The organism is Enterococcus sp. 12F9_DIV0723 (genome assembly GCF_002174375.1).
In the GTDB taxonomy this organism is placed as follows: domain Bacteria; phylum Bacillota; class Bacilli; order Lactobacillales; family Enterococcaceae; genus Enterococcus_A; species Enterococcus_A gilvus.
Genome location: NZ_NIBK01000002.1, coordinates 40,372 through 66,077, shown reverse-complemented (window position 1 = coordinate 66,077; position 25,706 = coordinate 40,372). Strand labels below are relative to the sequence as shown.

General features: G+C 41.8%; 24 protein-coding genes. 16 read left to right on the top strand and 8 right to left on the bottom strand.

Annotation, left to right across the window (positions count from 1 at the left end; translation table 11 throughout):
• Positions 1 to 136: 136 nt before the first annotated feature.
• Entirely contained in the window at positions 137 to 1,531 is a 1,395-nt protein-coding gene (locus A5868_RS13415) for an amino acid permease (RefSeq protein ID WP_010778984.1), read from the bottom strand.
• A gap of 318 nt (positions 1,532 to 1,849) precedes the next feature.
• Here A5868_RS13415 and A5868_RS13410 point away from each other — a divergent pair, with 318 nt between their 5' ends.
• Positions 1,850 to 2,842 carry a hypothetical protein gene (locus tag A5868_RS13410; RefSeq protein ID WP_086305183.1) on the top strand — a complete coding sequence of 331 codons (993 nt, stop codon included), beginning with the start codon at positions 1,850 to 1,852 and terminating at the stop codon, positions 2,840 to 2,842.
• 17 nt (positions 2,843 to 2,859) lie between these two features.
• Here A5868_RS13410 and A5868_RS19475 read toward each other — a convergent pair whose 3' ends face one another.
• Complete coding sequence (locus tag A5868_RS19475; protein ID WP_010778986.1) at positions 2,860 to 3,825, bottom strand: response regulator transcription factor; 966 nt, start codon at positions 3,823 to 3,825, stop codon at positions 2,860 to 2,862.
• A 273-nt stretch (positions 3,826 to 4,098) separates the two neighbouring features.
• On the opposite strand from A5868_RS19475, the gene ptcA reads away from it, so the two are divergent.
• From ptcA to A5868_RS13380, 5 genes are all read left to right on the top strand, one after another.
• Positions 4,099 to 5,118 (top strand): putrescine carbamoyltransferase, encoded by a 1,020-nt coding sequence (gene ptcA / locus A5868_RS13400; RefSeq protein WP_010778987.1) that lies wholly within the window; start codon positions 4,099 to 4,101, stop codon positions 5,116 to 5,118.
• Positions 5,119 to 5,239: 121 nt separating this feature from the next.
• A complete protein-coding gene (locus A5868_RS13395; RefSeq protein ID WP_086305181.1) occupies positions 5,240 to 6,661 on the top strand; it encodes an APC family permease in 1,422 nt (473 codons plus the stop codon).
• Complete coding sequence (gene aguA, locus A5868_RS13390; RefSeq protein ID WP_010778989.1) at positions 6,615 to 7,712, top strand: agmatine deiminase; 1,098 nt, start codon at positions 6,615 to 6,617, stop codon at positions 7,710 to 7,712. Before A5868_RS13395 ends, aguA begins: the two co-directional genes overlap by 47 nt.
• 9 nt (positions 7,713 to 7,721) lie before the next feature.
• Entirely contained in the window at positions 7,722 to 8,651 is a 930-nt protein-coding gene (gene arcC / locus A5868_RS13385; RefSeq protein WP_010778990.1) for a carbamate kinase, read from the top strand.
• Between the two features lie 97 nt (positions 8,652 to 8,748).
• Positions 8,749 to 9,417, top strand: a complete 669-nt coding sequence (locus tag A5868_RS13380; RefSeq protein ID WP_086305179.1) for a CPBP family intramembrane glutamic endopeptidase — start codon at positions 8,749 to 8,751, stop codon at positions 9,415 to 9,417.
• Between the two features lie 99 nt (positions 9,418 to 9,516).
• On the opposite strand, the gene A5868_RS13375 is transcribed toward A5868_RS13380, so the two are convergent.
• Positions 9,517 to 12,084 (bottom strand): transglycosylase domain-containing protein, encoded by a 2,568-nt coding sequence (locus tag A5868_RS13375; RefSeq protein ID WP_086305177.1) that lies wholly within the window; start codon positions 12,082 to 12,084, stop codon positions 9,517 to 9,519.
• A 180-nt stretch (positions 12,085 to 12,264) separates the two neighbouring features.
• Here A5868_RS13375 and A5868_RS13370 point away from each other — a divergent pair, with 180 nt between their 5' ends.
• Together A5868_RS13370 and A5868_RS13365 are read left to right on the top strand one after the other, a co-directional pair.
• Entirely contained in the window at positions 12,265 to 13,218 is a 954-nt protein-coding gene (locus tag A5868_RS13370) for a hypothetical protein (protein ID WP_086305175.1), read from the top strand.
• Between the two features lie 546 nt (positions 13,219 to 13,764).
• Positions 13,765 to 15,705: a hypothetical protein gene (locus A5868_RS13365; protein ID WP_087654173.1), complete on the top strand. Its 1,941-nt coding sequence runs from the start codon at positions 13,765 to 13,767 to the stop codon at positions 15,703 to 15,705.
• 134 nt (positions 15,706 to 15,839) lie between these two features.
• Here A5868_RS13365 and A5868_RS13360 read toward each other — a convergent pair whose 3' ends face one another.
• Positions 15,840 to 16,376: a YbaK/EbsC family protein gene (locus tag A5868_RS13360; RefSeq protein WP_010778995.1), complete on the bottom strand. Its 537-nt coding sequence runs from the start codon at positions 16,374 to 16,376 to the stop codon at positions 15,840 to 15,842.
• A 61-nt stretch (positions 16,377 to 16,437) separates the two neighbouring features.
• Complete coding sequence (locus tag A5868_RS13355) at positions 16,438 to 17,898, bottom strand: helix-turn-helix domain-containing protein (RefSeq protein WP_086306455.1); 1,461 nt, start codon at positions 17,896 to 17,898, stop codon at positions 16,438 to 16,440.
• Between the two features lie 391 nt (positions 17,899 to 18,289).
• On the opposite strand from A5868_RS13355, the gene A5868_RS13350 reads away from it, so the two are divergent.
• Positions 18,290 to 18,544, top strand: coding sequence for a TfoX/Sxy family DNA transformation protein (locus tag A5868_RS13350; RefSeq protein WP_010778997.1), 255 nt, complete (start codon positions 18,290 to 18,292; stop codon positions 18,542 to 18,544).
• Positions 18,545 to 18,613: 69 nt separating this feature from the next.
• Complete coding sequence (locus tag A5868_RS19060; RefSeq protein ID WP_167540793.1) at positions 18,614 to 18,784, top strand: hypothetical protein; 171 nt, start codon at positions 18,614 to 18,616, stop codon at positions 18,782 to 18,784.
• A gap of 59 nt (positions 18,785 to 18,843) precedes the next feature.
• Here the strand turns inward: A5868_RS19060 and A5868_RS13345 are convergent, their stop codons facing one another.
• Positions 18,844 to 19,212 carry a YccF domain-containing protein gene (locus A5868_RS13345; protein WP_086305172.1) on the bottom strand — a complete coding sequence of 123 codons (369 nt, stop codon included), beginning with the start codon at positions 19,210 to 19,212 and terminating at the stop codon, positions 18,844 to 18,846.
• Positions 19,213 to 19,338: 126 nt separating this feature from the next.
• Here A5868_RS13345 and A5868_RS13340 point away from each other — a divergent pair, with 126 nt between their 5' ends.
• Together A5868_RS13340 and A5868_RS13335 are read left to right on the top strand one after the other, a co-directional pair.
• Positions 19,339 to 20,262: an alpha/beta hydrolase gene (locus A5868_RS13340; RefSeq protein ID WP_086305170.1), complete on the top strand. Its 924-nt coding sequence runs from the start codon at positions 19,339 to 19,341 to the stop codon at positions 20,260 to 20,262.
• 37 nt (positions 20,263 to 20,299) lie between these two features.
• Entirely contained in the window at positions 20,300 to 20,941 is a 642-nt protein-coding gene (locus tag A5868_RS13335) for a carbonic anhydrase family protein (RefSeq protein WP_086305168.1), read from the top strand.
• 46 nt (positions 20,942 to 20,987) lie between these two features.
• On the opposite strand, the gene A5868_RS13330 is transcribed toward A5868_RS13335, so the two are convergent.
• Positions 20,988 to 21,800 (bottom strand): Cof-type HAD-IIB family hydrolase, encoded by an 813-nt coding sequence (locus tag A5868_RS13330; protein ID WP_086305166.1) that lies wholly within the window; start codon positions 21,798 to 21,800, stop codon positions 20,988 to 20,990.
• A gap of 302 nt (positions 21,801 to 22,102) precedes the next feature.
• Between A5868_RS13330 and A5868_RS13325 the strand changes: the two genes are divergently transcribed.
• The 3 genes from A5868_RS13325 to A5868_RS19055 are packed head-to-tail and all read left to right on the top strand — an operon-like array spanning position 22,103 to position 24,034.
• Positions 22,103 to 22,957 carry a glycosyltransferase family 8 protein gene (locus A5868_RS13325; RefSeq protein WP_086305163.1) on the top strand — a complete coding sequence of 285 codons (855 nt, stop codon included), beginning with the start codon at positions 22,103 to 22,105 and terminating at the stop codon, positions 22,955 to 22,957.
• Positions 22,954 to 23,841, top strand: coding sequence for a glycosyltransferase family 8 protein (locus A5868_RS13320; RefSeq protein WP_086305161.1), 888 nt, complete (start codon positions 22,954 to 22,956; stop codon positions 23,839 to 23,841). The genes A5868_RS13325 and A5868_RS13320 overlap by 4 nt, the downstream gene beginning before the upstream one ends.
• Positions 23,842 to 23,860: 19 nt before the next feature.
• Positions 23,861 to 24,034 carry a hypothetical protein gene (locus tag A5868_RS19055; RefSeq protein WP_176281345.1) on the top strand — a complete coding sequence of 58 codons (174 nt, stop codon included), beginning with the start codon at positions 23,861 to 23,863 and terminating at the stop codon, positions 24,032 to 24,034.
• A 76-nt stretch (positions 24,035 to 24,110) separates the two neighbouring features.
• Here the strand turns inward: A5868_RS19055 and A5868_RS13315 are convergent, their stop codons facing one another.
• Positions 24,111 to 24,581, bottom strand: coding sequence for a MarR family winged helix-turn-helix transcriptional regulator (locus tag A5868_RS13315; RefSeq protein ID WP_010779005.1), 471 nt, complete (start codon positions 24,579 to 24,581; stop codon positions 24,111 to 24,113).
• Between the two features lie 614 nt (positions 24,582 to 25,195).
• Between A5868_RS13315 and spx the strand changes: the two genes are divergently transcribed.
• Positions 25,196 to 25,621 (top strand): transcriptional regulator Spx, encoded by a 426-nt coding sequence (gene spx / locus A5868_RS13310; RefSeq protein WP_086305159.1) that lies wholly within the window; start codon positions 25,196 to 25,198, stop codon positions 25,619 to 25,621.
• The last annotated feature ends 85 nt before the right edge of the window (positions 25,622 to 25,706 follow it).

The following is a 25,706-nucleotide window of genomic DNA, read 5'->3' as shown; positions in this document are numbered from 1 at the left end:
TTCATCTTCTGATAACGTGAATGAAATCAAGACTCATGAGCGATTTATAAGAGGGTTTAACGTATAGACCAATTCTATAAAAATCGTCAAAAGACAAGCGTTTTTCACAATCAGTGTGTGAAATAAATAACTGAATTTACTCCCGCTCGTCAAAATCATGCAAAATTTTGGTTGATATCGGTTTATTTCGCTCGAATTTGAAATGGTAAATTGCCAGTAGTGCGATAAACCAGATCGGTGAGAAAATCAACGCTTCCCGCGTATCTGAGGCAAGTGCCAAAACAAACAAGACAAAGGCTAAAAAGGCGAAGACCAGATAGTTTGCATAAGGGAACAGCGGCAATTTAAACGAACTTTTTGCTGCTAGCTCAGGTTTTGTTTTACGAAAACGCATATGAGTAAAGACGATCATGCCCCAGATGAAGATAAAGCAAATCGTTGCGATGGAGCTGATCATCGTAAAGATATGACTCGGAACGAAAAAGTTCAAGATCACCGCGATGAAGATCACCAGCGTAGAGAACACTAACGCATTTCCAGGGACGCGGTTTTTAGTTAATTTTTTGAAGCGACTAGGCGCGCTGCCTTCTTGTGCCAATGAACGAACCATCCGGCTCGTACTATAGATGGCGCTGTTACAGGCGGACATAGCGGAGCTTAACACGACTAAGTTGACGATCGATGCGGCCGCTGCGATACCGATCTCGGAAAAGACTTGGACGAAAGGGCTTTGATCGGCCGACAGGCTTGTCCAAGGATAGATCGACATGATCATAAATAAAGAGCCTAAATAGAAGAGAATGATCCGTACAGGGATCGTATTAATGGCCTTTGGTAAAACCGATTTCGGATCAGAGGTTTCTCCACCAATCAAGCCTACCAATTCCACACCGCAAAAAGCGAAGGTCGCCATTTGGAAGGAGAGGACGAATCCGCCCGCACCTTTCGGGAAAAACCCGCCGTGACTCCACAAATTAGTGACGGTCACGTGACCTGCACTTGTTTTGAAACTTGTGAGGATCATAAATGCGCCAGCAAGAATCAGGGCAATGATCGCCACGACTTTGATCAACGCGAACCAAAACTCCAATTCGCCAAACAATCCAACGGCAACCAGATTCAGCCCAAGCAACAAGACCAAAGCAATAATTTCAGGCAGCCATTGTGGAATATCTGGCAGCCAGTAATTCACATACATCCCTGTGGCTGTTAAATCTGCCATCGCAATCGCGATCCAGCAAAACCAATACGTCCAGCCGGTAACAAACGCAGCCTTATTGCCCAAGTAGTCCGCTATAAAATCTAAGAAAGAATGGTAATTCAAATTTGATAACATTAATTCACCTAACGCACGCATGATTAAAAAAATGATGCAGCCGGTAATTGCGTAGGATAGAAGAATCGACGGCCCCGTTAGCTGGATCGTTCTCCCTGAACCGAGAAACAATCCAGTGCCAATGGCTCCCCCAATTGAGATCAATTGGACGTGACGGCTTTTTAAACCTCTATCCAATTCTTCATGACTTTCCAATTAAATCAGTCCTTTTTTTAAGATTAGAACGAGTTTATCAGAAAAAAGACAGCGATTAAAGAAATCCATGAAAAATAAAAAAAGAGTAAAAATATTCTAATTTTTTTAAAATAACAAAACAATTAGAAAGAGTTACTAAAGTTTCACTATTATTTGTGCTTTGCAGGTATTAAAATGCTATAATATTGGCAGCTTGGCCGTTCAATCCTTTGCTGCTTAGAGATAAGCTAGACAAAGTGCTTGAATCTAAGGTCAATAAAAATAAAACGTATTTTCCACTTTCGGAGAAATAAATACCTGAATGAAGGGGGAGCCGGTTTGAATAAGAAAACAATCGGTTGGGTGGTACTCGGACTGGTTGTGTTGGGCGCCGTTGGTTTTGCCAGCTATCATATCTATCAAGAAAAAGTGATTCAATCAGAGAACGAAACCAAAAAAACACTGAATGCTCGTCTGACCAATCTTTATGAAGATCAAAAATCAGGCTATTTCAAAGCAGACATTTCAGCATCTGCATTTGACGACCTTGCCACTGAAGTAAAAAATCAGCGCGGGGAAAGCAGAACGCTGGAGGACATTGATCAAGCAAAGAAAAATTTTGATATCCAAACAGAATTAAATGCTCTTTTTGAAAAAAGTGTCCTCAATGGTTTGGATCTATCCGCACATCCTGTATTGAAAAAACCAGATGGGGAGCAGATCAGCAAAATCAAAGAGCAATTGGACCAAAGTTCCGCGAAGGAGAAAGACTGGGGGCAGGACATCAGCATGCTCCTAGGGATCGCGGAAAATCAGTCGAAGGATTTTTCAAGTGCCGAAAATGATGTCACAACGCTTGTTAATAAAGGAAGCAGCTTGTCCTTGTCGGATTATTTGGCGGGAATCAAAACGTTGGCTGTGTTGCCGGACGGAAAATTCAAGCAGCAGCTTTTAGATAAGTTGACACCGGTAAAAAATCAATTGGCAAATGAGAATGCGAGTTTTGCTTCGCAGATCCAGCAAAGTGACGCCTCGATGGCTGCAGCAGAAAAAAGCTATCAAGAACGTCAGGCTAAAGCTTTGGCAGATCGTACAAAGGAACTGAATGAGCTGAAAAAGACATTGGCAGAAAAGCAATCAACCTATGATTCTTACAAAGACATTTTGGATTCCATCAGCGACAGTCGCAAAGAAGATTCTTCGCGTAAGAAATCTGAAGAGGATTCACGTTCACGCGAATCGGATACGTCTCGTTCCTCCGGTTCATCAAGTTCCAGCTCCAGCAGTTCATCAAGCTCGTCCTCTGAACAACGTCAACCTGAAGACGATTAAAAGAGCAACGATTTCTTCTAAGAGAAATCGTTGCTCTTTTTTAGCGTCATCTTTTGATTGGCAACTTGTTGGTATTCTTCAAAAAGAGGAAAGATCTGCGTTCGTTTCTTAATGTCGAGTTTTATGAAAATGTTATGGACATGGGTCTTTACGGTTCCTAAAGAGAGGAACAGGCGGTCCGCAATTTCCTGATTCGTACAGTGGAACAGTAAAAGCTCGAAGACTTCAGATTCCCTCTGCGTGAATTGGTGAGCATGGCAAAACCGTTGAATCAAGAGTGCTTCCTCTTGTTCTTCTGAGGAGAGTTCTTCAGAATGCTGCCGTTCCTTTAGGAAATAATGGCAGAGCAGAAGACAGACGGTGATCGAAAAAATATCCTCTGAAATACTTCGATTATAAATTTTCGTCGTTAAAGAGCTGTATTGATCAATATTGAAAATCACGAAGCTGTCCTCGATGACGATCAGGACACTAAAAAGAAAACTGATAATGGACAACTTTTTCAAATACCCGATATTTAAATCGGGAAGCGGCAATCGTGTCCCTCGCCAGCAATAAAAACCGAGATAAAATAGGAAAAGCTGATTGCCCAAATAATAGAGCCAGACTTTAAATGCAGAGTTGGCCATTAAAGGAACTGTGATCATCCAGACAGCCAAAGCGATCAGCAGGCCATAGTGGGGAGCTTTGAGCTTTTCGTTTCGCAGATCGGCGATAATGGAGATCGAAAAGAAAGCATTCCCCATAAAAATGATCGTTTTGATCGCAGGACCGCTCATAAACGATTGGTCATAGCTTTGCGCAAAGGAATTGATAAATTCAGTCATATAAATAATGACGTTGTCAAAAATAAAAAAGGCCAGATAGAAACTAATCAGTAAAAACACTTTGTTTTTTTCTTTTAGATAGGAATTTATTGCGAAAGCCATAGTGATGGAATATAGAATGATCAAAAGTATATTGTAAACGAAGATAGCAATCATATTGAATCCCCTTTCATTAAAGAATTATTAGACTCCTTTTTTCTTTCTAAGTATAACACCATTTATTCCGTCTTCGCTCCTAAAATCGCTAAACTTTTTTCTAAACTTTTCTAAACCCTTGTAAAATAAAAGGTTTATACCTAAAAATAAACCGCATGAAAATGTCTGTTTTTCAAAATGTTAGCGTTTACATCCTTTAGCTTATCGTAAACTTGCTTATTTATCAGTAAATTGAAGGAGCAAAAGCAAACAAATTACTTAGGAGGCGTCAACATGGCAAAAAGAGATTTCATTACAACAGAAAATTACACGAAGGAGGAAATTCAATACATCGTCGATTTATCTTTGAAAATCAAAGCTTCTATTAAAAACGGTTATTATCCGCCATTATTAAAAAATAAAGTATTGGGCATGATCTTCCAACAATCTTCTACTAGAACACGGGTTTCATTTGAAACAGCGATGACACAATTAGGTGGACACGCAGAATACTTGGCACCAGGCCAAATCCAATTAGGTGGGCATGAAACGATTGAAGATACGAGCCGCGTATTGTCTCGCTTAGTCGATATCTTGATGGCACGGGTAGAACGTCATCACAGCGTGTACGACTTAGCAAACAATGCAACGATTCCAGTTATTAATGGGATGTCTGATTTCAACCATCCGACACAAGAATTAGGCGACTTATGTACAATGATCGAACATTTACCTGAAGGCAAGAAAATTGAAGACTGCAAAGTATCCTTCATTGGCGATGCGACACAAGTATGTTTCTCATTAGGCTTAGTAGCAACAAAAATGGGCATGGAATTTGTACAATTCGGTCCTAAAGGCTTTCAATTGAATGAAGACCACCGTGAACGATTAGATGCGATCTGTAAAGAATCAGGCGGATCATACACTGTATCTGATGAAATCGAATCTATCGAAGGCTCCGATTATGTATACACAGACGTTTGGTACGGATTGTATGAAGCAGAATTATCTGAAGAAGAACGGATGAGCACATTCTATCCGAAATACCAAGTAAACGATGAATTGATGAAACGTGCTGGCGAAAATGCGAAATTCATGCATTGCTTGCCTGCAACTCGTGGCGAAGAAGTGACAGATGAAGTAATGGACGGACCAAACTCGATCTGTTTCGATGAAGCAGAAAACCGTTTGACGTCGATCCGCGGCTTGCTGGTTTACTTGATGCACGATTATGCAGAAAAGAACCCAACTGATGAAAAGAAACAAGCAGAAGCAAAAGCAGATTTGGAAGTCTTCTTAGGCAAAGCACTATAGACCCAAAAGGTGAGGACGGAAATGATCTGCGGCATTCAGTAAATTCATCAGGATTATTTCCATTCGGGGATTGAGGAAATCCTCAATCCCCGTTTCCCTTGTACCGGAAAGGAAGAAAACAATGGGAGAAAAAAAGAAAAAATTTAGTTTGATGAGTGCAATCTTATCCGTTATCTGTGTCGTATTCGTAGCGGAGGCGGCAGCGCCAGTGGCAGCAATCGGAAATTCACAGTTTTTTTGGTGGATCTTCTTACTGATCGCGTTCCTTTTGCCATACGGGTTGATTTCGTCAGAATTAGGAACGACCTATATTGGCGACGGCGGGATCTACGATTGGGTGACGCAAGCATTTGGTCACCGCTGGGGCTCGCGCGTGTCTTGGTATTATTGGATCAATTATCCATTATGGCTGGCTTCTTTAGCGGTGGTTTGTCCAGATTTATTAACAACGATCACGGGCATTGAATTCCCGACGATCGCGGCAATTCTGATCGAGCTGGTCTTTATTTGGGTGATCGTGTGGATCAGTTTTTACCCAGTCGCGGACAGTGTGTGGATCTTAAATGGGGCAGCAGTCATTAAAATGCTCTTAGCGATTTTGATTGGTGCATTAGGACTTTATACTTTTGTGACAAAAGGCGCAGCGAATGAATTTACCTTGTCTTCAATGCTTCCAAGCTTTGACTTGAACAGTTTATCCTTTATTTCAGTAATCATCTTTAATTTACTTGGGTTTGAAGTTATTTGTACCTTTGCAGACGATATGGAAAATCCAAAGAAACAAATTCCGCAATCCATTATTGCCGGCGGTCTAGTGATCGCAGCAATCTATATTTTCTCTGCATTCGGGATCGGGGTGGCGATTCCAACAGATCAAATCAGTACCGGCAGCGGTTTGATGGACAGCTTCAAGCTATTGACAGGTTCGACTGGCGGCTGGTTCATCATCGCGATGGCTTTCTTATTCTTGCTGACGTTGTTCGGCAACATGATCTCTTGGTCATTAGGTGTCAACAATACCGCTTGCTACGCAGCAGAAAACGGCGACATGCCGAAAATTTTTGCAAAACGCGGCGGAAAAGACGAAATGCCGATCGGCGCAGCTATCATGAACGGGATCGTTGCAACCGTGGTGGTCGTTATTGCACCGATCTTGCCAAATCAAGACCTATTCTGGGCGTTCTTCTCATTAAACCTTGTAATGTTCTTGATGTCTTATGTTCCAGTATTCCCAGCATTCTACAAATTACGCCAAATCGATCCAGACACACCGCGACCATTCAGAGTCGGCGGCAGCGACGGCGTATTGAAGCTTTTAGTGGCATTGCCAATGATCATGATCGTGATTTCGTTGATCTTTACTGCCTTGCCATTGCAATTTGATCCAGAAACATTGAGCCAACAACTTCCGATCACGATCGGAGCAATCGCCTTTACCATTTTCGGTGAAGCGATCATATGGGTGAAAAAAATCAAAAAAGAAGGAGTAATTTATCATGGCGAAGAGAATCGAAAAGACAACACCGAAGCAAGACGGGTTTAGAATGCCCGGCGAGTACGAACCACAGGAAAAGGTTTGGATGATTTGGCCAGAACGTCCAGATAACTGGCGCGACGGAGGAAAACCGGCTCAAGAAGCCTTCACTGAAGTAGCGAAAGCAGTCAGCAAATTTACACCAATGAACGTGGTCGTTTCGCAGCAGCAATTCCAGAACTGCCGTCGTCAATTACCAGAGGACATCACGGTTTACGAAATGTCTAACAACGATGCATGGATTCGTGACTGCGGGCCGAGCTTCGTGATCAACGGCAAAGGCGAACTGCGCGGGAATGACTGGGGCTTCAATGCTTGGGGTGGACTTGTCGACGGGTTGTACTTCCCATGGGACCAAGACGATTTGATCGCACAAAAAATCTGCGAGATCGAACACGTTGATTCCTACCGCACAGATGAGTTCATTTTAGAAGGTGGTTCTTTCCACGTGGATGGCGAAGGGACTGTCTTGACGACTGAAATGTGTTTGTTAAGTGAAGGGCGCAATCCTCACATGACGAAAGAGGAAATCGAAGAAAAATTATGCGACTACTTGAACTGTGAAAAAGTTCTTTGGTTAGGCGACGGGATCGATCCAGAAGAAACCAATGGACACGTGGATGACGTGGCGTGCTTCGTTCGTCCTGGAGAAGTGGCTTGTATCTATACCGAAGACGAAAACAGCCCATTCTATGAAGCTGCTCAAGATGCATACAAACGTCTGAATGAAATGACAGACGCAAAAGGCCGCAAACTAAAAGTGCATAAGATCTGCTGCCCAATCGAAAATGTGACGATCGATGGCAATTTCAAGATCGATTACGTGGAAGGAACGATGCCGCGTGAAGACGGCGATATCTGTATCGCGTCATACATGAACTTCTTGATTACCAATAACGGCGTGATCGTGCCGCAATACGGTGACAAGAACGATGCGTTAGCTTTAGAACAATTAGAAATGATTTTCCCAGATAAAGAAATTGTGGGCGTTAATACAGTAGAAATCGTGTACGGCGGCGGAAACATCCACTGCATCACGCAACAACAACCACAAAGATAGGAGACCCTAATGTCAAAAATCGTGATCGCTTTAGGCGGGAATGCGCTAGGCAACTCCGCCAATGAGCAATTAACCAAAGCAGAATTAGCAGCGAAATCCATCGCGGATCTGATCACCGCCGGACACCATGTCGTGATCGCTCACGGCAATGGCCCGCAAGTCGGAAAAATCCGTTTGGCCTTCGAAGAAACCAGCAAGACGGCGGAAGATACGATGCCGTTCCCAGAATGTACAGCGATGAGCCAAGGCTACATCGGCTATCATTTGCAGCAAGCCATTGATGAAGAATTGGTTTCCCGCGGAATGGAAGACATTCCAGTCGTTTCGATGCTGACACAAGTCGTTGTTGATCCGAAAGATCCAGCCTTCTCAAATCCGACGAAGCCGATCGGCGGGTATTACACGGAAGAAGAAGCCAAAAAACTGATGGATGAAACAGACGACGTGTATGTGGAAGACGCAGGTCGCGGCTGGCGGCGGGTCGTTCCATCACCAAAACCAGTAGATATTTACGAAAAAATCAGTTTAAAAACCTTAGTCGATGCGGGGCAAGTCGTCATCGCCTGTGGTGGAGGAGGTATTCCGGTAATCTATGAAGGCTCACGCTACAAAGGCGTCGATGCCGTCATCGATAAAGATTTTGCCGCAGCTAAAATGGCTGCGCTGATCGACGCAGATGTCTTCATTATATTAACAGCTGTCGACCATGTCTTCGTCAACTTCGGCAAACCTGATCAAAAGGCGTTGGAAACAACGACTGTCGCTGACATGCAGCAGTACATTAGCGAAGACCAATTCGCTCCGGGCAGTATGCTGCCAAAAGTCGAAGCGGCGATCGACTTCGCTGAATCAAAAGCAGGCCGTCAAGCCATCATCGCTTCTTTAGAACAAGCGTCAGAAGCCGTGAAAGGCAACAGCGGAACGAAAGTACAGATGTAAACTCAAAATCCCGATTTCTTGGTATATTTTCCAAGGAATCGGGATTTTTTGCGTGTGTTTGCACGGTACAATAAAAGAAAAGGGAGTGAGAGGAGCCATGAAAAATCAAACAGTCGATAAATTATGGAATGTGATGATTTGTATAGGATTAGGCGGTTTGGTCGTATTTTTTTCGGCGATGTTCTCCATGTTTTTAGTGATCGCCCAAAGAAACAACGATCATAGTTTTACGACAATTGATAGTTTTGCACTCTGTCTGTTTTGCTTATTTGCCTCATTTATACTCCTACGGCTTTCTCAAAGTTTAGATTTGTTCTTTTTTGATTTGAAATTTTTGACCAAGAGAAATATTCAAATCATTTTAACAGCCACGATTTCTCTACTTATTCTCTCCGTGTTGGAATCCGTCCTTATTGATCACAAAGTCATTATTGAAAAAGCGTTAAATCCATTAGACACGCAGGTTCTATCTACAGTTCCGCTAGTGATCATTGTACTTTTTACGTTCGTCCTTAGTCCAATTATGGAAGAAGTTGTTTTCCGAGGAGGGATTATTGGGTTGGTTTTCAAGGATCACGCGTTTTTAGGTGTATGGGTATCGAGTATCTTGTACAGCATTTTATTGCAGCCAGAAACCTTCATCTGCGGACTCTTATATTTACTAGTGAATGGTATTCTAGGTCTCGCTTACGTGAAGACAGGAAGGCTGATTGTTCCGCTGCTTATCAAAATAAGTGCATGTCTGATAGTATTTTTTCTCATATAGTGAATGGGATGGCGGCTGCTTTAAAGGAGTGAATATCCGCAACTTGTCTATCTTATGTCACTAAACTAAAAAACAGCCGCCGAATCGGCGACTGTTTTTTTAGTCTTTTTCTGCTTGCTCGACTTGTTTTTTCAAATCATTGATTCGTTTGTCTAAGTCTTTACTTTGGTTCTTTGTGTCTTGAATTTGGTCTTTGACCGTATTCAGTTCAGAGTCTCGCGCAGCTTTTTCATGGGCGTACTCTGCTTCTTTGTTGCGGTAGACATTGGTATATTGGTCCGAAAGAGAACCGCCCGATGGCTCAACCTGTTGGACCAGAGCAAAGACTTGTTGTGCATACTGATCGAAGGTCTGCCAATTGTCCTGACTGTCTGTGACGATGATCTCGAATTGACTCAACGTATCGATTCGTTCAGAAATCAATTGATTGCTGAAGGTTGAAGCTTCTTCAACCATTGGCGTATTCAACTTCGCCGCCGTTAATTCGTTGGCTTTTTGTTTCGCCAAGGTATCGATGTTCGCTGTCGAAGTCTGCAACGCATTCTTACGTGTTGCTAAGACTTGCTTGGTTTGACTGGAACGAGTCACCAATTGGTTGCCGACTTTTTGCACGGAAGAAGGCATTTGGAAATCAACGTCTTCTTTGCCATTATTTAAAAGATCCATCGTTTGTTTGAAAATTTCCTTCGTTGCCTGTCCCACGCTGCTGTTGTCCTGTGGTTGCGGCGTGTCATCGCCGGCCCAAACAGCTACGGTGTAATACGGGGTGGCGCCGACTGTCCATAAATCCTTTGCTTCATCTGTCGTCCCGGTCTTGACCGCCCAATTTTGATTGTGGGCCAAGGCCAGCCCGTTTGCCGTACCATCAGGGTCTTGATGGACAGCTTTCATCGTATCGATGGTCAAATAGGCAGCATCGTCACTGTATACCTTTTGTTGCGCAAGATCGTTTTGCGCGAAGATCTCTTGTCCATTGTCTTTTCGCTTGATCGTTTGGATGTTTAATGGTGCGCGGTAATTCCCTTGATTAACTAAAGTAGCGATTCCGCTCGCCATTTCCTGTGTGGTGGCACCATAGGTCATCCCGCCGACAGCGATGATCGGGTTATCGTCTTGGACATCAAGTCCGGTAAATTGCATTTGCGCTAATGGCTGATAGACAGGCTCTTTTAATTCCGCCCGATTTTCTTCCGCTAATTTGTACGCAACGACGTTTGAAGATATCGCTAAGGCATTTCTTAAGGTCAAGTTTCCCTTAGAGCCATTGTAAATATTGTTTGGATACGTGTCGTTTGGTCGATCATCTGAAACGGCATTTGTCTCAAGCAAACCGCGCTCATACGCAGGCGCGTAAGAGACTAATGGCTTGATCGCTGATCCAGGTTGTCGGAAAGAGAGAAAGGCCCGATTGTAGTGGTTGCCCTCTTCGCCGCGCCCGCCGATACTTGCGACGACATCGCCTGTCTGATTGTCAATGACTGTCATCGCCGCCTGCTTCGTAAAGAAGTCATTTTCTCCACGGTCTTGCCAAGCGTTCATGACGTTGCTGACGATTCCTTGCAGTTGATCATGAAGCCCCGTATCAATGTTCGTGCTGATTTGATAGCCTCCGGAAAGGATTCGCTGATACACTTTGTTATACGCTGTCTTGTATTCTTCGTTGTAGCGATCTTCTTCTTCCTTTGAGTCAAATTGATACTGGAAGCGGAAGTCCTGTTGCCCCATTAGAATCTTCGTCGCTGAATCGACGGCTAAAGCCACTTCATTATTGTCTAGCTGATTGTTCAGGGCGTTACTATGAATCTTCGCGGAGATATCGTCTGATTTCGCTTTTTCATATTGTTCTTTCGTGATATAACCCTGCGCGTTCATCTGTTTTAAAATCAGCTTGGCCCGTTTTAAGGCATTTTCCTTATTGGTCGTAGGGTCAAAAATCCCCGGATTGTTCGTAATACCTACCAGTGTTGCCTTTTCTAAAAGACTGGTGTCATTGATGGACTTTCCGAAATAGACCTTCGCCGCCGCGTTGATCCCGTAGGCACCGTGACCAAAGTACACGTTGTTTAAGTAATATTCTAAGATTTGGTGTTTTGTAAATCTTTTTTCCAGGGCTTGAGCCATGACCATTTCTTCGATTTTTCGAGAAATAGACACTTCAGGAGTCAAATAAATATTTTTGACCAATTGCTGGGTAATCGTAGAAGCCCCACGGACGCCGCGACCTGTAGCAGCATTCAACGCGATCGTCAGAAGCCCTTGCGTATCGACACCATGATGTTCGTAGAAGCGCTTGTCTTCAATCGACATCAATGCTTGGGAAACAAGGGGGTCCATTTCCTTATACGTTAAATAGTCCCGCTCCTGCGTTTTTAGCTCTTTGATGACTTGCCCGTTTTTCTCGAGAATCGTGGTTGGGTGGTATTGCTTAAAATCGCTTTCCTGAATTTTCGCTGCGTGCTCTTCACCAGCGTCAATCGCTGCGGTCACTTCCTTGCCATACTTTTGGAAAAAGAAAACCGTACCTGCGAGGAGCATTAAAAGTATCACGGTAAGTATGCCTAATGAAATCTTAGTAGATTTCGCCAGCTTGATCCGTGAAGGCTTGTTTCGTGTGGGTTTCTTTTTGAGCTCTTGTTTTTTTTGATGCCGTTCTTGTCTGTTTGCCATATCCGCCTATCCTTATAAATCATTTCTTCTAGTGTAATAGAAATTGACGAGAATAACTATCATAATCCTATTTTTGCAAGGGAAATTTTAGATAATTTCATAAAAATAGGCAGTTATTCACTAGAAATACTTGACGCTTTTGCGATTAGTCGCCACAATAAGGAGGAGACGAGGTGACCTATGAACACAGCAAAAAAATGGTTGATCTTTTGGGGTGTCCTAGCAGCGTTGTTTGTCGGCATTTTTGGTATCGTATTAAGCGGAAATTTCCCACAATTCACGATTCCCTTCAGCGTGTTCGCAAGCGACGACAAAGCACAGAAAAAAGAAGAATTGCCAAAACTTAAAACTCTGGCATTAAAAGATATCAATGATCAAACGTTAGTAGAAGAACAAACAAAAAAAGTGGATGCACTGAATACAGCCTTTGAGGATGCAAGCAGCTTCTCTAGTTCACAGGCAATGGCAAGCACGATCGAAAAAATTTACGGGTCGGCGAAGGATGGCAAAAACATCTTTGATCTTTACCGCAAGATTTATCCGATGGTAAGCTCTGAAGAGAGCGGCTTTGTGAGTGTCAGTTTGATTGGCTTTGGTCAACGACTGATCGATGACCAGCCCATGATGACCCAGCGGCAGGTTTGGAGCTTTACCGATACAAACGGGACGCGCCATGATTATACGGTGAGACTGCGTTTCAATGATAAAGAACTGTCGGAGTTGACCGCAGAAGACGGCAGTGATATGAAGTCTGTCATCACAAAGGATGACACGTACCTTGATAAATCCGCAGACTTTGAGACAGCATGGACGGAAATAGTCCGTAAGGGAACAGATACGCAGTTGTATCGACAAATGCAAAAAGCAGGAATGAACAAGGACCAAATAGAATTTAAGGCATTAGAGAAAAGTATCTCTGTGAATGATCCAAGCGGCTTCTTTGAACTATTCAAGGATACCCGTGGGGACCTTACACACGCCTACCTTTCCGGTTTTTACCATACAAACACGCCAACAGACGGCCAATCGGATTATTACTTCCGAGTACCGATGTCCGAGAAAAAAGTTTCCGAGTTCGTTGTTGTCTACGATCGCTTGCAGCAAAAGATCGTTTCGATCAATCGAAAAGAATAGGAAGAATTCTTTTAGTTTTACAAGATATACTTAATTAAAAATAATAATTATATGAGAAAGGCCATCAATTTTTTTGAGGGTCTTTTTTTGTAGCGATCGACTGTTCTTAAAAGACAAATTTTTCAAAAAAGCGAGATACTCTCAGTAATTGAACGCCCTCAGCCAACCAATTAATTAAATATATTATTAAATATATGGGATGTAGGAAAAACTTTTCATCATAATTCAAAGAATATTTTTGATTTTTGAGGGATTATAGAAATATATTACAATAATTGTTATATTTATGTCAAGAGGAAAATACCCCGAAGAATCACATTCTTAGAGGCGGGGAAAGTTGAGAGAGGAATCCTCTAACCTAAACATACGTGGTGGTATGTTTACTTGATGGGGGGTGGTACATGGGATTCTACTTCTGTTTTTGGCCAAAAACAATCTCTTAAAAAATAGACTGCTGCTTTTCTAAGGTAGTAGTCACTATAGTTAGGGTAGGGTTATTTGTTGTGCACTTTTTGCACTTGGGTAAGAGCAGAAAAGGAGAGCGAAATGAAAAAGAAGAGACTAATGAAAAAGTTTAAAGGGATCATGTCGTTGGTAACGTTACTGATCATGACGGTATCTTCATTGGGGATACCAGCGGAAGTTTTTGCGGCAGATAGCGACAAGCCGGAAAATCTGACGGTCAAATACAACAATGAACAAAATTGGACTACCATTGAGTTTGATAAGGTCGTGGATGCAGAAAGCTACAACGTCTATCGTGGGGAAGAACAAGACGGTGAATTTGAAAAGATTGCTTCATTGAAAAGTGATAAGACCTTTACCGTAGACGATTATATGACGTTGAAGGTAGCAGGCACGATCAAATCGGATTATCTTTACTACTATAAAGTAGCAGCGGTCGTTGATGGGAAAGAAGCAGATGCTGCTGGACCAATCGCCAACCAGGACGTTGCTAAAAAAGAAAATGAAGAGGGAATCGATGCTGCTGCGGAAGCACCGCAAGTTGAGATCGCCGAATCTGAAGAAGCAGAAGAAGACGCTAGCAGCCGTATCTTTGGATCGTTCAAGCATAAAACAGGATGCGATACAAAGCATAGTGGAAGTGGCTGCAACAGTTATAACAAGCATGATTCACATTGTGATAGAAACCATAGTAAATACCGCAAATGCAATTCAAACAACTGGAAACATGGCGATCACTGCGACAAAAATCACGGCGGGAAAAACTGTAACGAAAACAATTGGAAACACAAACCCGATTGCGACAAAAACCACAGCGGGAAAAACTGTAACGAAAACAACTGGAAACACAAACCTGACTGCGACAAAAATCACAGTGGGAAAGAGTGCAACACGAACAATTGGAAACACAAACCTGATTGTGACGAAAAGCATAGCGGCAAAGACTGCAACCATAATTGGAAGCATGGCGAGCACTGTGACAAAAACCACAGCGGGAAACACTGTAATGAAAACAACTACAAAGAAAAATGGGATGCAGTTAAAAATGTTTGTGTGACTGAAACACAGCATCATTGGCTGAAACTTAGCTGGGAATCAAAAGGCAGCGATGCGGAATACAAGATCTATCGGGCAGTCAACAAGTGTAACGATTACAACTCTGGAAACTTCAAAGAGATCGCTACAGTAAAAGGACAAACGACCTATAATGATATCAAATTAGACCACAACACAACTTATTGCTACAAAGTCATGGTAAGACGTCCGAAGACATGTCCGTATACGATCGAAACAGTGTCTAGCTCAAACATCGGTAAATTCACCGTTTGCGGAAAGACACTGAATCCAAGTATCAAAGCTTCTGCTGTCTCTGAGAGAGCGATCAAAGTAACTTGGACAAATACGAAGAGTGACAATGGGTCTACTCGCTATGCAACAAGCTATACACTGTATCGCAGTACAACGAACAATATCAACAATGCAACAGCGATCACAGTGAATGGCAAGCAAGACGGTTCAGAAATGTCTTACCTAGACGATTGCTTGAACCAATGCACGACCTATTACTACTGGGTGAAAGCAAACTACGGTCAATGGAGCAGTTGGGTAAGTCCTCAATGGGGCCCAAGCTGTGCAACCACATTGAAGAAAAAGGAAATCGGTACTGGATTAAAAGGCTGCATCAAAAATTATTTAGTGTGCGGCTGTATTCCAACACGCTATTATGGCGCACAGATTTTCTTAGGTACGCAAAATCCTAGTACGTTAGATTATTCGAAAGTTCGCGTTTATCGAAGAACCGCTAGCGGAGGATATGGCTCTGCTTACACGACCATCGATGTTCGCTATGCCAAATATATGAATGGCGCTTTTGGAAAAGGTTATTACTTGGATTACACATTGAGCAAGGTCTGCTTATCTAGAGGGACTTACTACTTCGCAATTCAAGCCGTCGGCACAGATTGCGGAAAAGAGATCACTGGTCCGATGAAAGAAATCGGCTGTGTGACTGTAAGATGTTAAGCACCTCGCACGTGTGATCCATTAGGGTCGGGGGAAAAAAGTGTTTTAAAAAAAGGAAAGAAACCGTTTTTTGAGTGGCTTTCTCAAAAAATCGTCCAAAAAAAGTGTTAGGAGAGGGGTCTCCTAACACTTTTTTAATTGATAAAAATAGCTTCGTGACCTGTGTAAGGCAAGAATTTATCAAACACATCGGTCATTCGAAGTTTCATATAATTTGTAACAGAGCCAGAACTGCAGGCGTACCATTCCCGTTCAGAGACCGATTGATCGAACACTAATTGAATCTCATGATCGGGATCTTTAAGAAGTCCAAAGATCGTCGCCGCACCAGGAATCACACCTAAGCGTTCCTTCAACAAATCAGCAGAGGCAAAGGAAACGCGAGGAATCTCCATTTTTTTGCCAAAGTCCTTGGTGACAAATTTGAAATCAGCCGGCGTGATGTATAGGTAAAATTTCGTTTTCTTTTGATTGCATAAAAAAATCGTCTTTACCACTTCAACACCTAAACGATCATCGATGTCAATGCAGTCCTCCATCGTCAAAGCTTCTCCAGTAGCGACTTGGTAAAAAGGAATCTCCAACTTTGCTAATGTGTCATAGGTTTTTTCTTCTAATTCCGAACCAAATTCAGTCGGCGGGGTAGTATGCATCTCACTAACGTAAACCATAGCGGCCTCCTCTTTCTTTGTGATAAATACTACAATACCTGTTTTTGGTCAGCTTCACAAGCTAATTTAATTTAATTTGATTGTTTTCCAGATCCTTTTTAACGAGAGAATCAAAAATCTGCTCAATATCATGGTAATCTGCTGGTGAAACGTTTGATCGAATCACGACAGATTTTTGATTTTCCAACAAGAAATTGTTGCAGGTAGGAGAAGTCCCGATGATTAACTGGGCCTCTTGAGGCGTTTCAACAAAATCTAAATGGTATTGATTTTTAAAATGCAGATCGATCTTTTGCTGGATAAAGCTGGCAAAAAGTTCACTCAGCTCTGAAAAGACATAGACCGATATTTTCGGCAGACAATTTTCAAGCGGGTACAGGGTCATACAAGTAAGGATCGTGTACATTTGCAACTGTGGGCGGTCGTATTCTGGCATTTTTCGAGTGAAGTCTTGCCAAAACGCTTGGAAGCGACGGTAATAATAAGGAAATTGTGTTTCCACACGGGTCAGTCCCACATTGATACTAAGCTGTGTAACGAGAGGAAGGTTCAGCCTGAAAAAAGAGAAGGCTGAATAATGCTGTCTCAGCTTTCGTCCGACACTTTTTTGCTCCTTCAAGTTCAACGAACGGAAATGCGTAGAGAAGGCATCGATCCAGCAGGCTGTCGCCTCAGTGAAAAATCGTTCTTTGGAAGCGTTCTTCGGTTGCAACTCGAAATCATTCAACAGAGAACTATAAATCGCATATAAAAAGAAGCGCCACTCGTCATTGTCCCACATCTTTAAAAAATCAGGTTTTTTCGGGTATTTGAAGCGATTCAATTGCTCTACCTCAGCAGCATTGAAGACAAGCGGGCTTTTTTTAATGAGGGATTGATTTGTGATCAATAACCAAAAACTGATCATTTCCAAGTTCGTCGGATTATTTTTAATCTTTAGGTAGTCTTCGATTTGATCGGCCAATTGTAAATAGCTGTCCGTATTGATCCCTGCAACTTGCGTAAATTGATGATAAAGTCCTCGAACGAAAACATAATAAAAACGACGGATATCGACTTCCCGTCCCTTGAGACTGATTTTCGCAGAACAAGAGATATAAAGGTCCGAGTCCTTCAATTCTTGATTGATTTCTTTTATTTTTCGTCTCAGCTTGGATTCACTGATATTTTTGTCCATACAAAATTGAATAGCTGAGATTTTTCGTTTAACCAGTATCGTACGAATGATCTCACATGCAAGATCATGCTGGTAAAGATAACTCGTCAATGTTTGGAGATTCGTCGAGGAGCGATCCAGTTGGATACCGCGCCCATTGTTCATGCGAAGTTTTAACGAATAGTCTTCCTCCGTATAAAGCTGATCAATGATCATCTGCAGCTCTTTGCAGTTCATACGAATCGTACCAAGACTTGCGTATCCGATCTTCTCCTGTAGCTCTTTTAGAGAAATCGGCGCTTGGAGACCGTCTAATATCTCAATGATCTGAATCTTTAATAAAGTATTTCTATCCATCCCCAGCATGAAAAAACGCCTCCATTTCCATTTGTTAAAAATTAAGCTCACTTCTTTATATGATAAATTAAAATATCATATAGTACAAATAATAACCTAATAAAAGACAAAAAATAAAGTTTTAACCTAAAAAAATCTTTAAAAATACTTTGCAAAAAAGAACGCCAGTTATATTTTCTTCTTATTTGAAAGAGAAGAAGTATTAAAAATGAGCGGATAAAAAAGTTTGAAAAAAAATAAAAACCTGTTTAAAGAGAAGTGCAGCGAGCAAAAAAATACGAGGATTTTATAAATTATGATTCCAATGATACCGCAAATAAAAATCTTCGCAGCACTTTTTTATGAAAGCGGTCGTTTCCGCTTACATTCTAAGGTATAATATATCTAAAAGGAGTAAGCAATGAGAATCTCAGAAATGAAAAATATTGGTGTGGTAAATGAAGAAAAATTAGCACAAGTAGGGATCGTTGAACCGGAGCAGTTGCGGGATTTGGGAACAGAGGGTGCGTTTCTGAAGATCCGTCATTTGGTAGATGACGGTGCGTGTTTACATCTGTTGTACGGATTAGAAGGTGCCATCCAAGATATTCCCAAACGTGAGCTGAGTGAACGACGAAAAGCGGAATTACGAGATTTCTTCAAACAATTAAATTAGATTTCTTTGACTTCGCTTGCTGGTGTAATTGTTTCACGGTACACTACAATTAAAAAGGGAAGTGGCTTTTTGTATCTAACAGCATTAGTAATCTTCATCATTTTAGTAGGTGCGTATAATATTTTTCTTAGCCTCGCAAAGCGCAAGAAGAAAAACATCTCTTCATTGATGGTAAACATTCAAGTAACGCTGAATATCGTATTAGTAGTTGCAGGATTGCTCTACTTGATTTTCGGATAAGAAAAAGAGGAAGACTGCGGTCTCCTCTTTTTATATTATTCGATTTTAGCAACGTTCGGTCAGCGAGCTGGAACAATCTCGGCACCGAATGGCAGCAGTGCCAACCGTGCGAGCTTCACAGATTGTATAGCAAACGGGATGCCGACGATCGTGAGGCATAGAAAGAAAGCGCTGGCCAGATGGCCTAATGCCAAAGGGACCCCGGAAACAATCAGCCAAATAATATTGACGAACAAATTTAACCCTGTCGTATGGTACACAATGTCTTTGCCAAAAGGCGCAAAACTCAAAGACGCAAATTTGAAACATTGCAGTCCGATCGGAATACCGATGATCGTGAGGCACCATAAAACACCCGCGAGGCACCAAAGCAGCCCGCCAACCAAGCCGCCAAAAATAAACCAGATGATATTACCTAAGCAAGACATATTCTATCCCTCCATTTTAGTAATAGTGTATCATTTATTTAGAAAAGTACCTCCAACTTGAGATGGATTTATGACGTGAAAATTTGCGAATAAATTAAAACGATGTATAGAAGAAGGGAGTCTCTTATGTTAGAAACCGTTGAATTGCTTTCTGTTGATGAAACCACCCGGCTGCAAGGCTATCATTGGTCCTGTGATGAGCCGTGGGCGGTCTTACAGGTCACACACGGCATGGCCGAGCATTTATTGCGCTATGAAGCTTTGGCCGAATACTTGAATGAACAGGGAATCGTTGTGATCGGTCATGATCATCTAGGCCACGGATCATCCATCCAGGAAGACCCGAAAGGCTATTTTCATGACGAAACGATCAAGCACGGATTGGTCCAAGATTTGTATGAAGTGACCCGGTGGGGAAAGAAGCAATATCCGAAGCTGCCTTTTTTTATTTTAGGCCACAGCATGGGTTCCTTTGTTTTGCGCAATTATATTTACGACTATGGAGAAGAGATCCAAGGCGCGATCTTAGTCGGAACGGGGCAGCAGCCTGTTTGGTTGACGCGAATGGGTCAGAAATCGGCGAAGCTGTTGAGCAAGATTCAAGGGGAAAAGCATCCTAGTAAGCTGATCGATCGCCTGGCATTTGGTACGATGAATCGCAAAATAGAAGCTCCAAGAACGGACAAAGACTGGCTGGTCAGTCTGCCGGAGGAAGTCGACGCGTACCTTGCAGATCCTAACTGCGGGTTTTTATTCACATTAAGCGGGTACCACGAATTGTTTACATTGATTATTCGTGCGCAAAACGCGGAGTTAGTCCACAAGGTACCTAAAAATTTACCGATTCTTTTATTGTCTGGAAAAGAAGACCCTGTCGGAGAGTATGGAAAAGGTGCAATGAAAGCGGCCCGCGCGTATCGAGCTGCTGGCGTACAACAAGTGACCGTCCATCTCTACGAAAAAGCACGCCATGAACTGCTAAATGAAACCCAAAAACTTTCAGTTTTCAATGATATTTGCATATGGATGGAAAAAAATTCTGGAAAATGATATTATTGTAAAAATTTTAAGGTAATTGAGGTATCCTATGAAAGCAGAATTTTTAATTGATTATTGCCACCAGGGAGATTGGCATCCGCAAGGCGGTCAGACCCAATCACCGATCGACATCCAAACGAGCATGACTGAAACCTACGAGGCGCTTGCCCCAGTGCAAGTGAACTTTTCTGATACGACCGCCACTTTTTTTAATAATGGACAAAACCTGCAGCTTTTAGGTGCGGGGCAGGCGCTCATCAACCATCGCAGGTTTGATTTTGTCCAAGTGCATTTTCACGCGGATTCAGAACATCGCTTAAATGGCGAGATTTTTCCATTGGAAGGTCATTTTCTCTTCCAATCGCCTAACGGTCAAACAGCCGTTTTGGGTGTTTTTTACCAAGTTGGAGAGCACAACCCAGATTTTGAACATGTATTGGATCAATACGACAAGCAGCAATGCTTCGGCGAATTTTCTGTAGACGGATTGATTCCTGAAAATAAAAGCTATTATCACTATATCGGCTCATTAACCACACCACCATTGACTGAAGGCATCGAGTGGTATCTGATGCAGACCATTATGGAAGTCTCAGCAGAACAGATCCTGCGCTTCATGGCGATCCACGGAAGAAACAACCGCACGTGTCAATCATTGAATGGTCGTAAAGTGTTGAGCTACAATGAATAAAGAGGCTGCCGATTTCGGCAGCCTCTTTATTTGTGTAGTGGGAGGGTTAGTCGAGGTAATCCTTTAATGCAAACGCGACACCGGACTGATCGTTGGAGCGAGTCATCTTGTGGACTATTTTTTTTACAGCAGGGGCTGCGTTAGCCATCGCCACGCTCGTTCCGCTCATTTTCAACATCTCCAGATCATTCTCTTGATCACCGATCGCCAGAATATCCTTTGCTTCAATGTCTAGGTGGGCAGCTAAAAAGTTCAATGCGGCACCCTTATTGACACCATCTGCCATCACTTCGAGCCAGTAGGTATCAGAATAGGAGCTGTTGATCTCGTGTTTTTCTAATTGCGCACGGAGTTTGACCAGCTTGCGTGTGTCTTTATCTGTAAAGGCCAATTTGAAATAACGGATCTCATTTTCCTCGATTTCCTTCCATAAATTCTCAACTTTTGACTCTTTCAAATTGAATTGTGCATAGTAGGGGCTGTTCTTTTCATTCTTATCCTGTGCAAAGGACAGGCGGTCGTCTTGGGTCGCTCTGCTGGCTACGACCGTCACTTCCGCTTTCATCGCAAGTGTGAGGGCCGTTTTCACTGTATCAGAATCAATGGTATAGTTTTTCAGAACATCGGCGATTTCGCCATCTTCAATGCGTGCCACATAGGCACCATTCGAAGCCAAAGTATACCCCTGTATCCCCAAGTGGGCGAATACTTCTTTTGCGGAGTGTATCGAGCGTCCCGTAGCTAACGCGATGACTCCGCCTTGTTCGTCAAATTTCTTTAGTGCGGAGGCGTTCGCTTCAGTGACAAGACCGTCTCTATTTAGCAAGGTGCCGTCAAGATCTACTGCAACTAATTTCATCTATATCCGTCCTTTTTTGTACTTTATCTATCTTAAGGGTAGTCTAATAAAGAGAAAATGAACAATTAAACGCTCATGTGAATAATATTCAATTAAATTACAATAAAATAAATAAAAACTTTAGGAAAAATTAATAATTAATACAAAACAGCCAAATACGGGCACTTTTAGTCTGTTTTTTGAGTAAATGGAAGAGGTGTCAAGGCAGTAATTTTGCTTAATTGTTCGGAGGGGGCTACTCTGGATTTTGTAGAGGAATGTTATTAATAGCTACGAAAAATTCAGATAGGAGTGAAGCTTTTATGTTCTCGAAAATTGAGGAAATCCCTGTAGTCACAGCTGTTGATGAAAATTATGCTCCTTATCTTAGTGTAATGATCTCAACTTTATTGAAACAAACGTCGAGGAATACACCCATTCGCTTCGTTATTATCGACGACGATCTTTCAGTCGCAAGTAAAGAAAAATTGATCCAGACGGCGCGTAATCATTCAAATGCCGCTATTATTCAATTTGTGAAGGTTGATGAAAGTGTGTATGAAGACTTTTTAGTGAGTGATCATATTACGACGACCGCTTATTTTAGAATCTCGATGCCAAAGATTTTGGCAAAAAAACAATATAAGAAAATTTTGTATATCGATGCAGATACGCTTATTTTGGATGATATCCAAAAACTTTATCAACAGGATCTAGAAGGAAAAACGATCGGAGCGATCATTGATCCAGGCCAAACGAAGGCACTAGAACGACTCGGCGTAGATTCAGAAGACTACTATTTTAACTCCGGCGTGATGGTGATCGATGTTGATCAATGGAACCAGCAAGAAATTACAGAGAAAACGATCAGTTACTTGAAAAAGCACGGGGATAAAATCATTTATCACGATCAAGATGCCTTGAATGCGGTGTTGTATGAGCAGTGGCATCCGTTCCATCCTCGTTGGAATATGCAGGCGTCATTGGTTTCGGACAAACATCCAGCACCGACTGAACCCTACAAAAAAGCATACAAGGAAGGACGGGAGAATCCGGCGATTATCCATTTTACAGGACACGACAAGCCTTGGAATACGCTAGAAGACCATCCTTTCCAAGAGAAATATATGGAACTGCTAAACGAAAGTATCTTTATGAAGACGGTGAATGTAAAATGAAAAATGAAAAAATGACAGTGGTTTCAAGCAGTAATGACGGCTTTGCGGAGCACGTTTCGGCACTATTTGTTTCCATTTTAGAGAACACGAAACAACCACCATCAATGATCGATTTTTATGTGATCGATGATAAGATCAGTATCGGAAATAAACGATTGATGAGAGAAACGCTTAAGGAGTACGACGAAAAATTGCATTTCCTAACGATCGATAAGAATTATTTTTCGGATGCTGTAGAAAGTGATCGAATCCCTGAAACGGCGTATTATCGAATCGCGATCCCTGAACTTTTTAAAGATAAAAATGTAGAGAAAATTCTTTATTTGGATTGTGACATGATTGCGCTGGCCGATATTTCAGAGCTTTGGGAGATTGATCTTGGCGCATACACATTAGCAGCTGTTGAGGACGCAGGCTTCCATAATCGCCTCGAAAAAATGGACATCGCTTGTGGATCGACAACGTACTTCAATTCTGGCTTTATGCTGATTAATGTGGAAAAATGGCTGAGTGAGAATGTAACGAAGCGTGTGTTGCGCTTTATCCATGACAATCCTGAAAAGCTTAAATTTCATGATCAAGACGCGTTGAATGCCATTTTACATGACCAATGGCTGCAACTGCATCCTAAGTGGAATGCCCAAAGCTATATTATGAAACGTGAAGTGGAGCATCCAGACCCAGAAGGCGAAAAAGAATATTTTCAAGCACGGCGAGACCCAAAAATTATCCATTACTCGGGCCATGTAAAACCGTGGGACCCAGAGTTCACCTCTTCGTTGAAAAAATATTATGAAGAGTACGAAGATTTGACCGCTTTTGAAGACGCAATTGAGACAGAAACGACGCCAACGAAACGACCACCGACAAGAAAATTAGGGTAAAATAGGAGGAATTTAGAATATGAAAAATCTATTAAGACACGGCGGCCAGCAAAAAAATCATTTCCATCACAAACAATCAGGAAAAAATCAAAGCAAGCAACAGGACAGCGCGATAAAATCATTGATGTTCAAAATTTTATCTGTCTTTGTTATTGGTTTTTTAACAAAGAAAATAAGAAACCGAAAAAAATAAGCAGACGGACGTATTTCAATCACGAAATACGTCTTTTTTCTGCTTAAAAATAATTCTATAGTATAGAAGAAACACGTCACGGACGCCCGAAACGATTCCGGGGTTTGTGCTTGACCTGCGGTTCCAATTCGTGGATCAGCTTAGTCAAGATATGATCAAATTGTTCCTTTTCCTCAGGGGTTAGGACGTCAAGTACCACCGGTTGAAAATCGTCGCTCTGCTGTGCGGCGATTTTTCCGCGTGCAGTCAAATGAATAGTCATTACCCGTTTGTCTTCTTGCGATCTCTCTCTCGTGATGTATTCTTTCTTTTCAAGCTTGCGGATCATCTCGGAGGCTGATTGTGGGCGCATATCCAGCCGTTGTACTAGCTCTTTTTGAGAGATACTTCCGTGTTCCCGGACGATGCTCAGTATTTGCCCTTGACCACGGTTGCGATTTTCAAATTTGAAGGGGCCGCGAGAATTTTCACGGAAAAATTGCATGAATAAGCTGCTCAATTCAAAATACTTATGGGTAACGGTTATGTTTAATTCTTTTTCATCCATTGAGTGCTTCCTCCTGTTCCAATAGATTCTTACACAAAGAGTATTTTATCAGGTTACCGAAATAAATCAAAGACTTCTTATGATACCCACACGCCAACGATGCAACTACTCAGATTCACCATCTGGGTTTTGGTTTGATACTGGCCGTTAGAAGTGGCGGAGGATCACTTTTTTAGTCAATAAGCCGGCTCAGAATAATAATAATCTGAAAATTGGAAACATACTAATGGACAAATGGATAAATCATCTAATAGTGATAGAATTCGGTTTTTGTGATGAATATAAAGAATAATATCATCTATTTTTGTAATGATAAATGATACTTATTGTCAAATAATCATATTTTTACTTCGCGTGGAAATAATTGAGTCATTTCACAGCTGCTAATTTCCTTCTGTTATTGAAATTGGCGTAAATTCATTTATACAAAGGTTTTACGGTCGTTAATCTAGTTCGAAATTAGTTATAAAATGACGATTTTTAGTCTAAAATAAGCTGCGGATTTAAGGGAGCTTTTTAGAATTAGGTTAACAACAGCGAATCGGTGCTGTATCGTAATAGGTGTAGATAACAGGCGTATTTAAAAATGATTTTTTTAGAAAGGTGAGTTAAATATGATTAAATTATATGGGTCAGCCAGTTGCAATTCATGCAGAAAAGCGAAGGCATGGTTAGAAAAACAAGGATTGGATTTTGAGGAAAGAAATATCATTTCTGAACCACTTACGAAAAGAGAGCTGAAAGAAATTCTTTCATTAACGGAAACCGGAACAGATGAGATTATCGCGACACGTTCGAAGGTTTATCAAAAATTTTCTTTTGATTTTAACGAGTTATCCTTCAATGAATTGGTTGCTGTAATTGAAGAAAATCCGAGCTTGTTAAAACGCCCGATCATTATGAATGAAACCAAATTGCAGATCGGGTACAGCGAAGAGGACATTCATCAGTTTGTTCCTAGAAAAGTACGAAGAGTCTATTCAAAGAAGATGACGGAAGCTCTTTTCTATTTAGAATTGGAAAAACAAAAAGTCGTATAGCTGACTCCTTCTAATAGCGCATAATCAGTTTTTTTAAAATAGAGTAGTCACCAACTATTCACCTGAGAGGACTAACGGTTGTGAG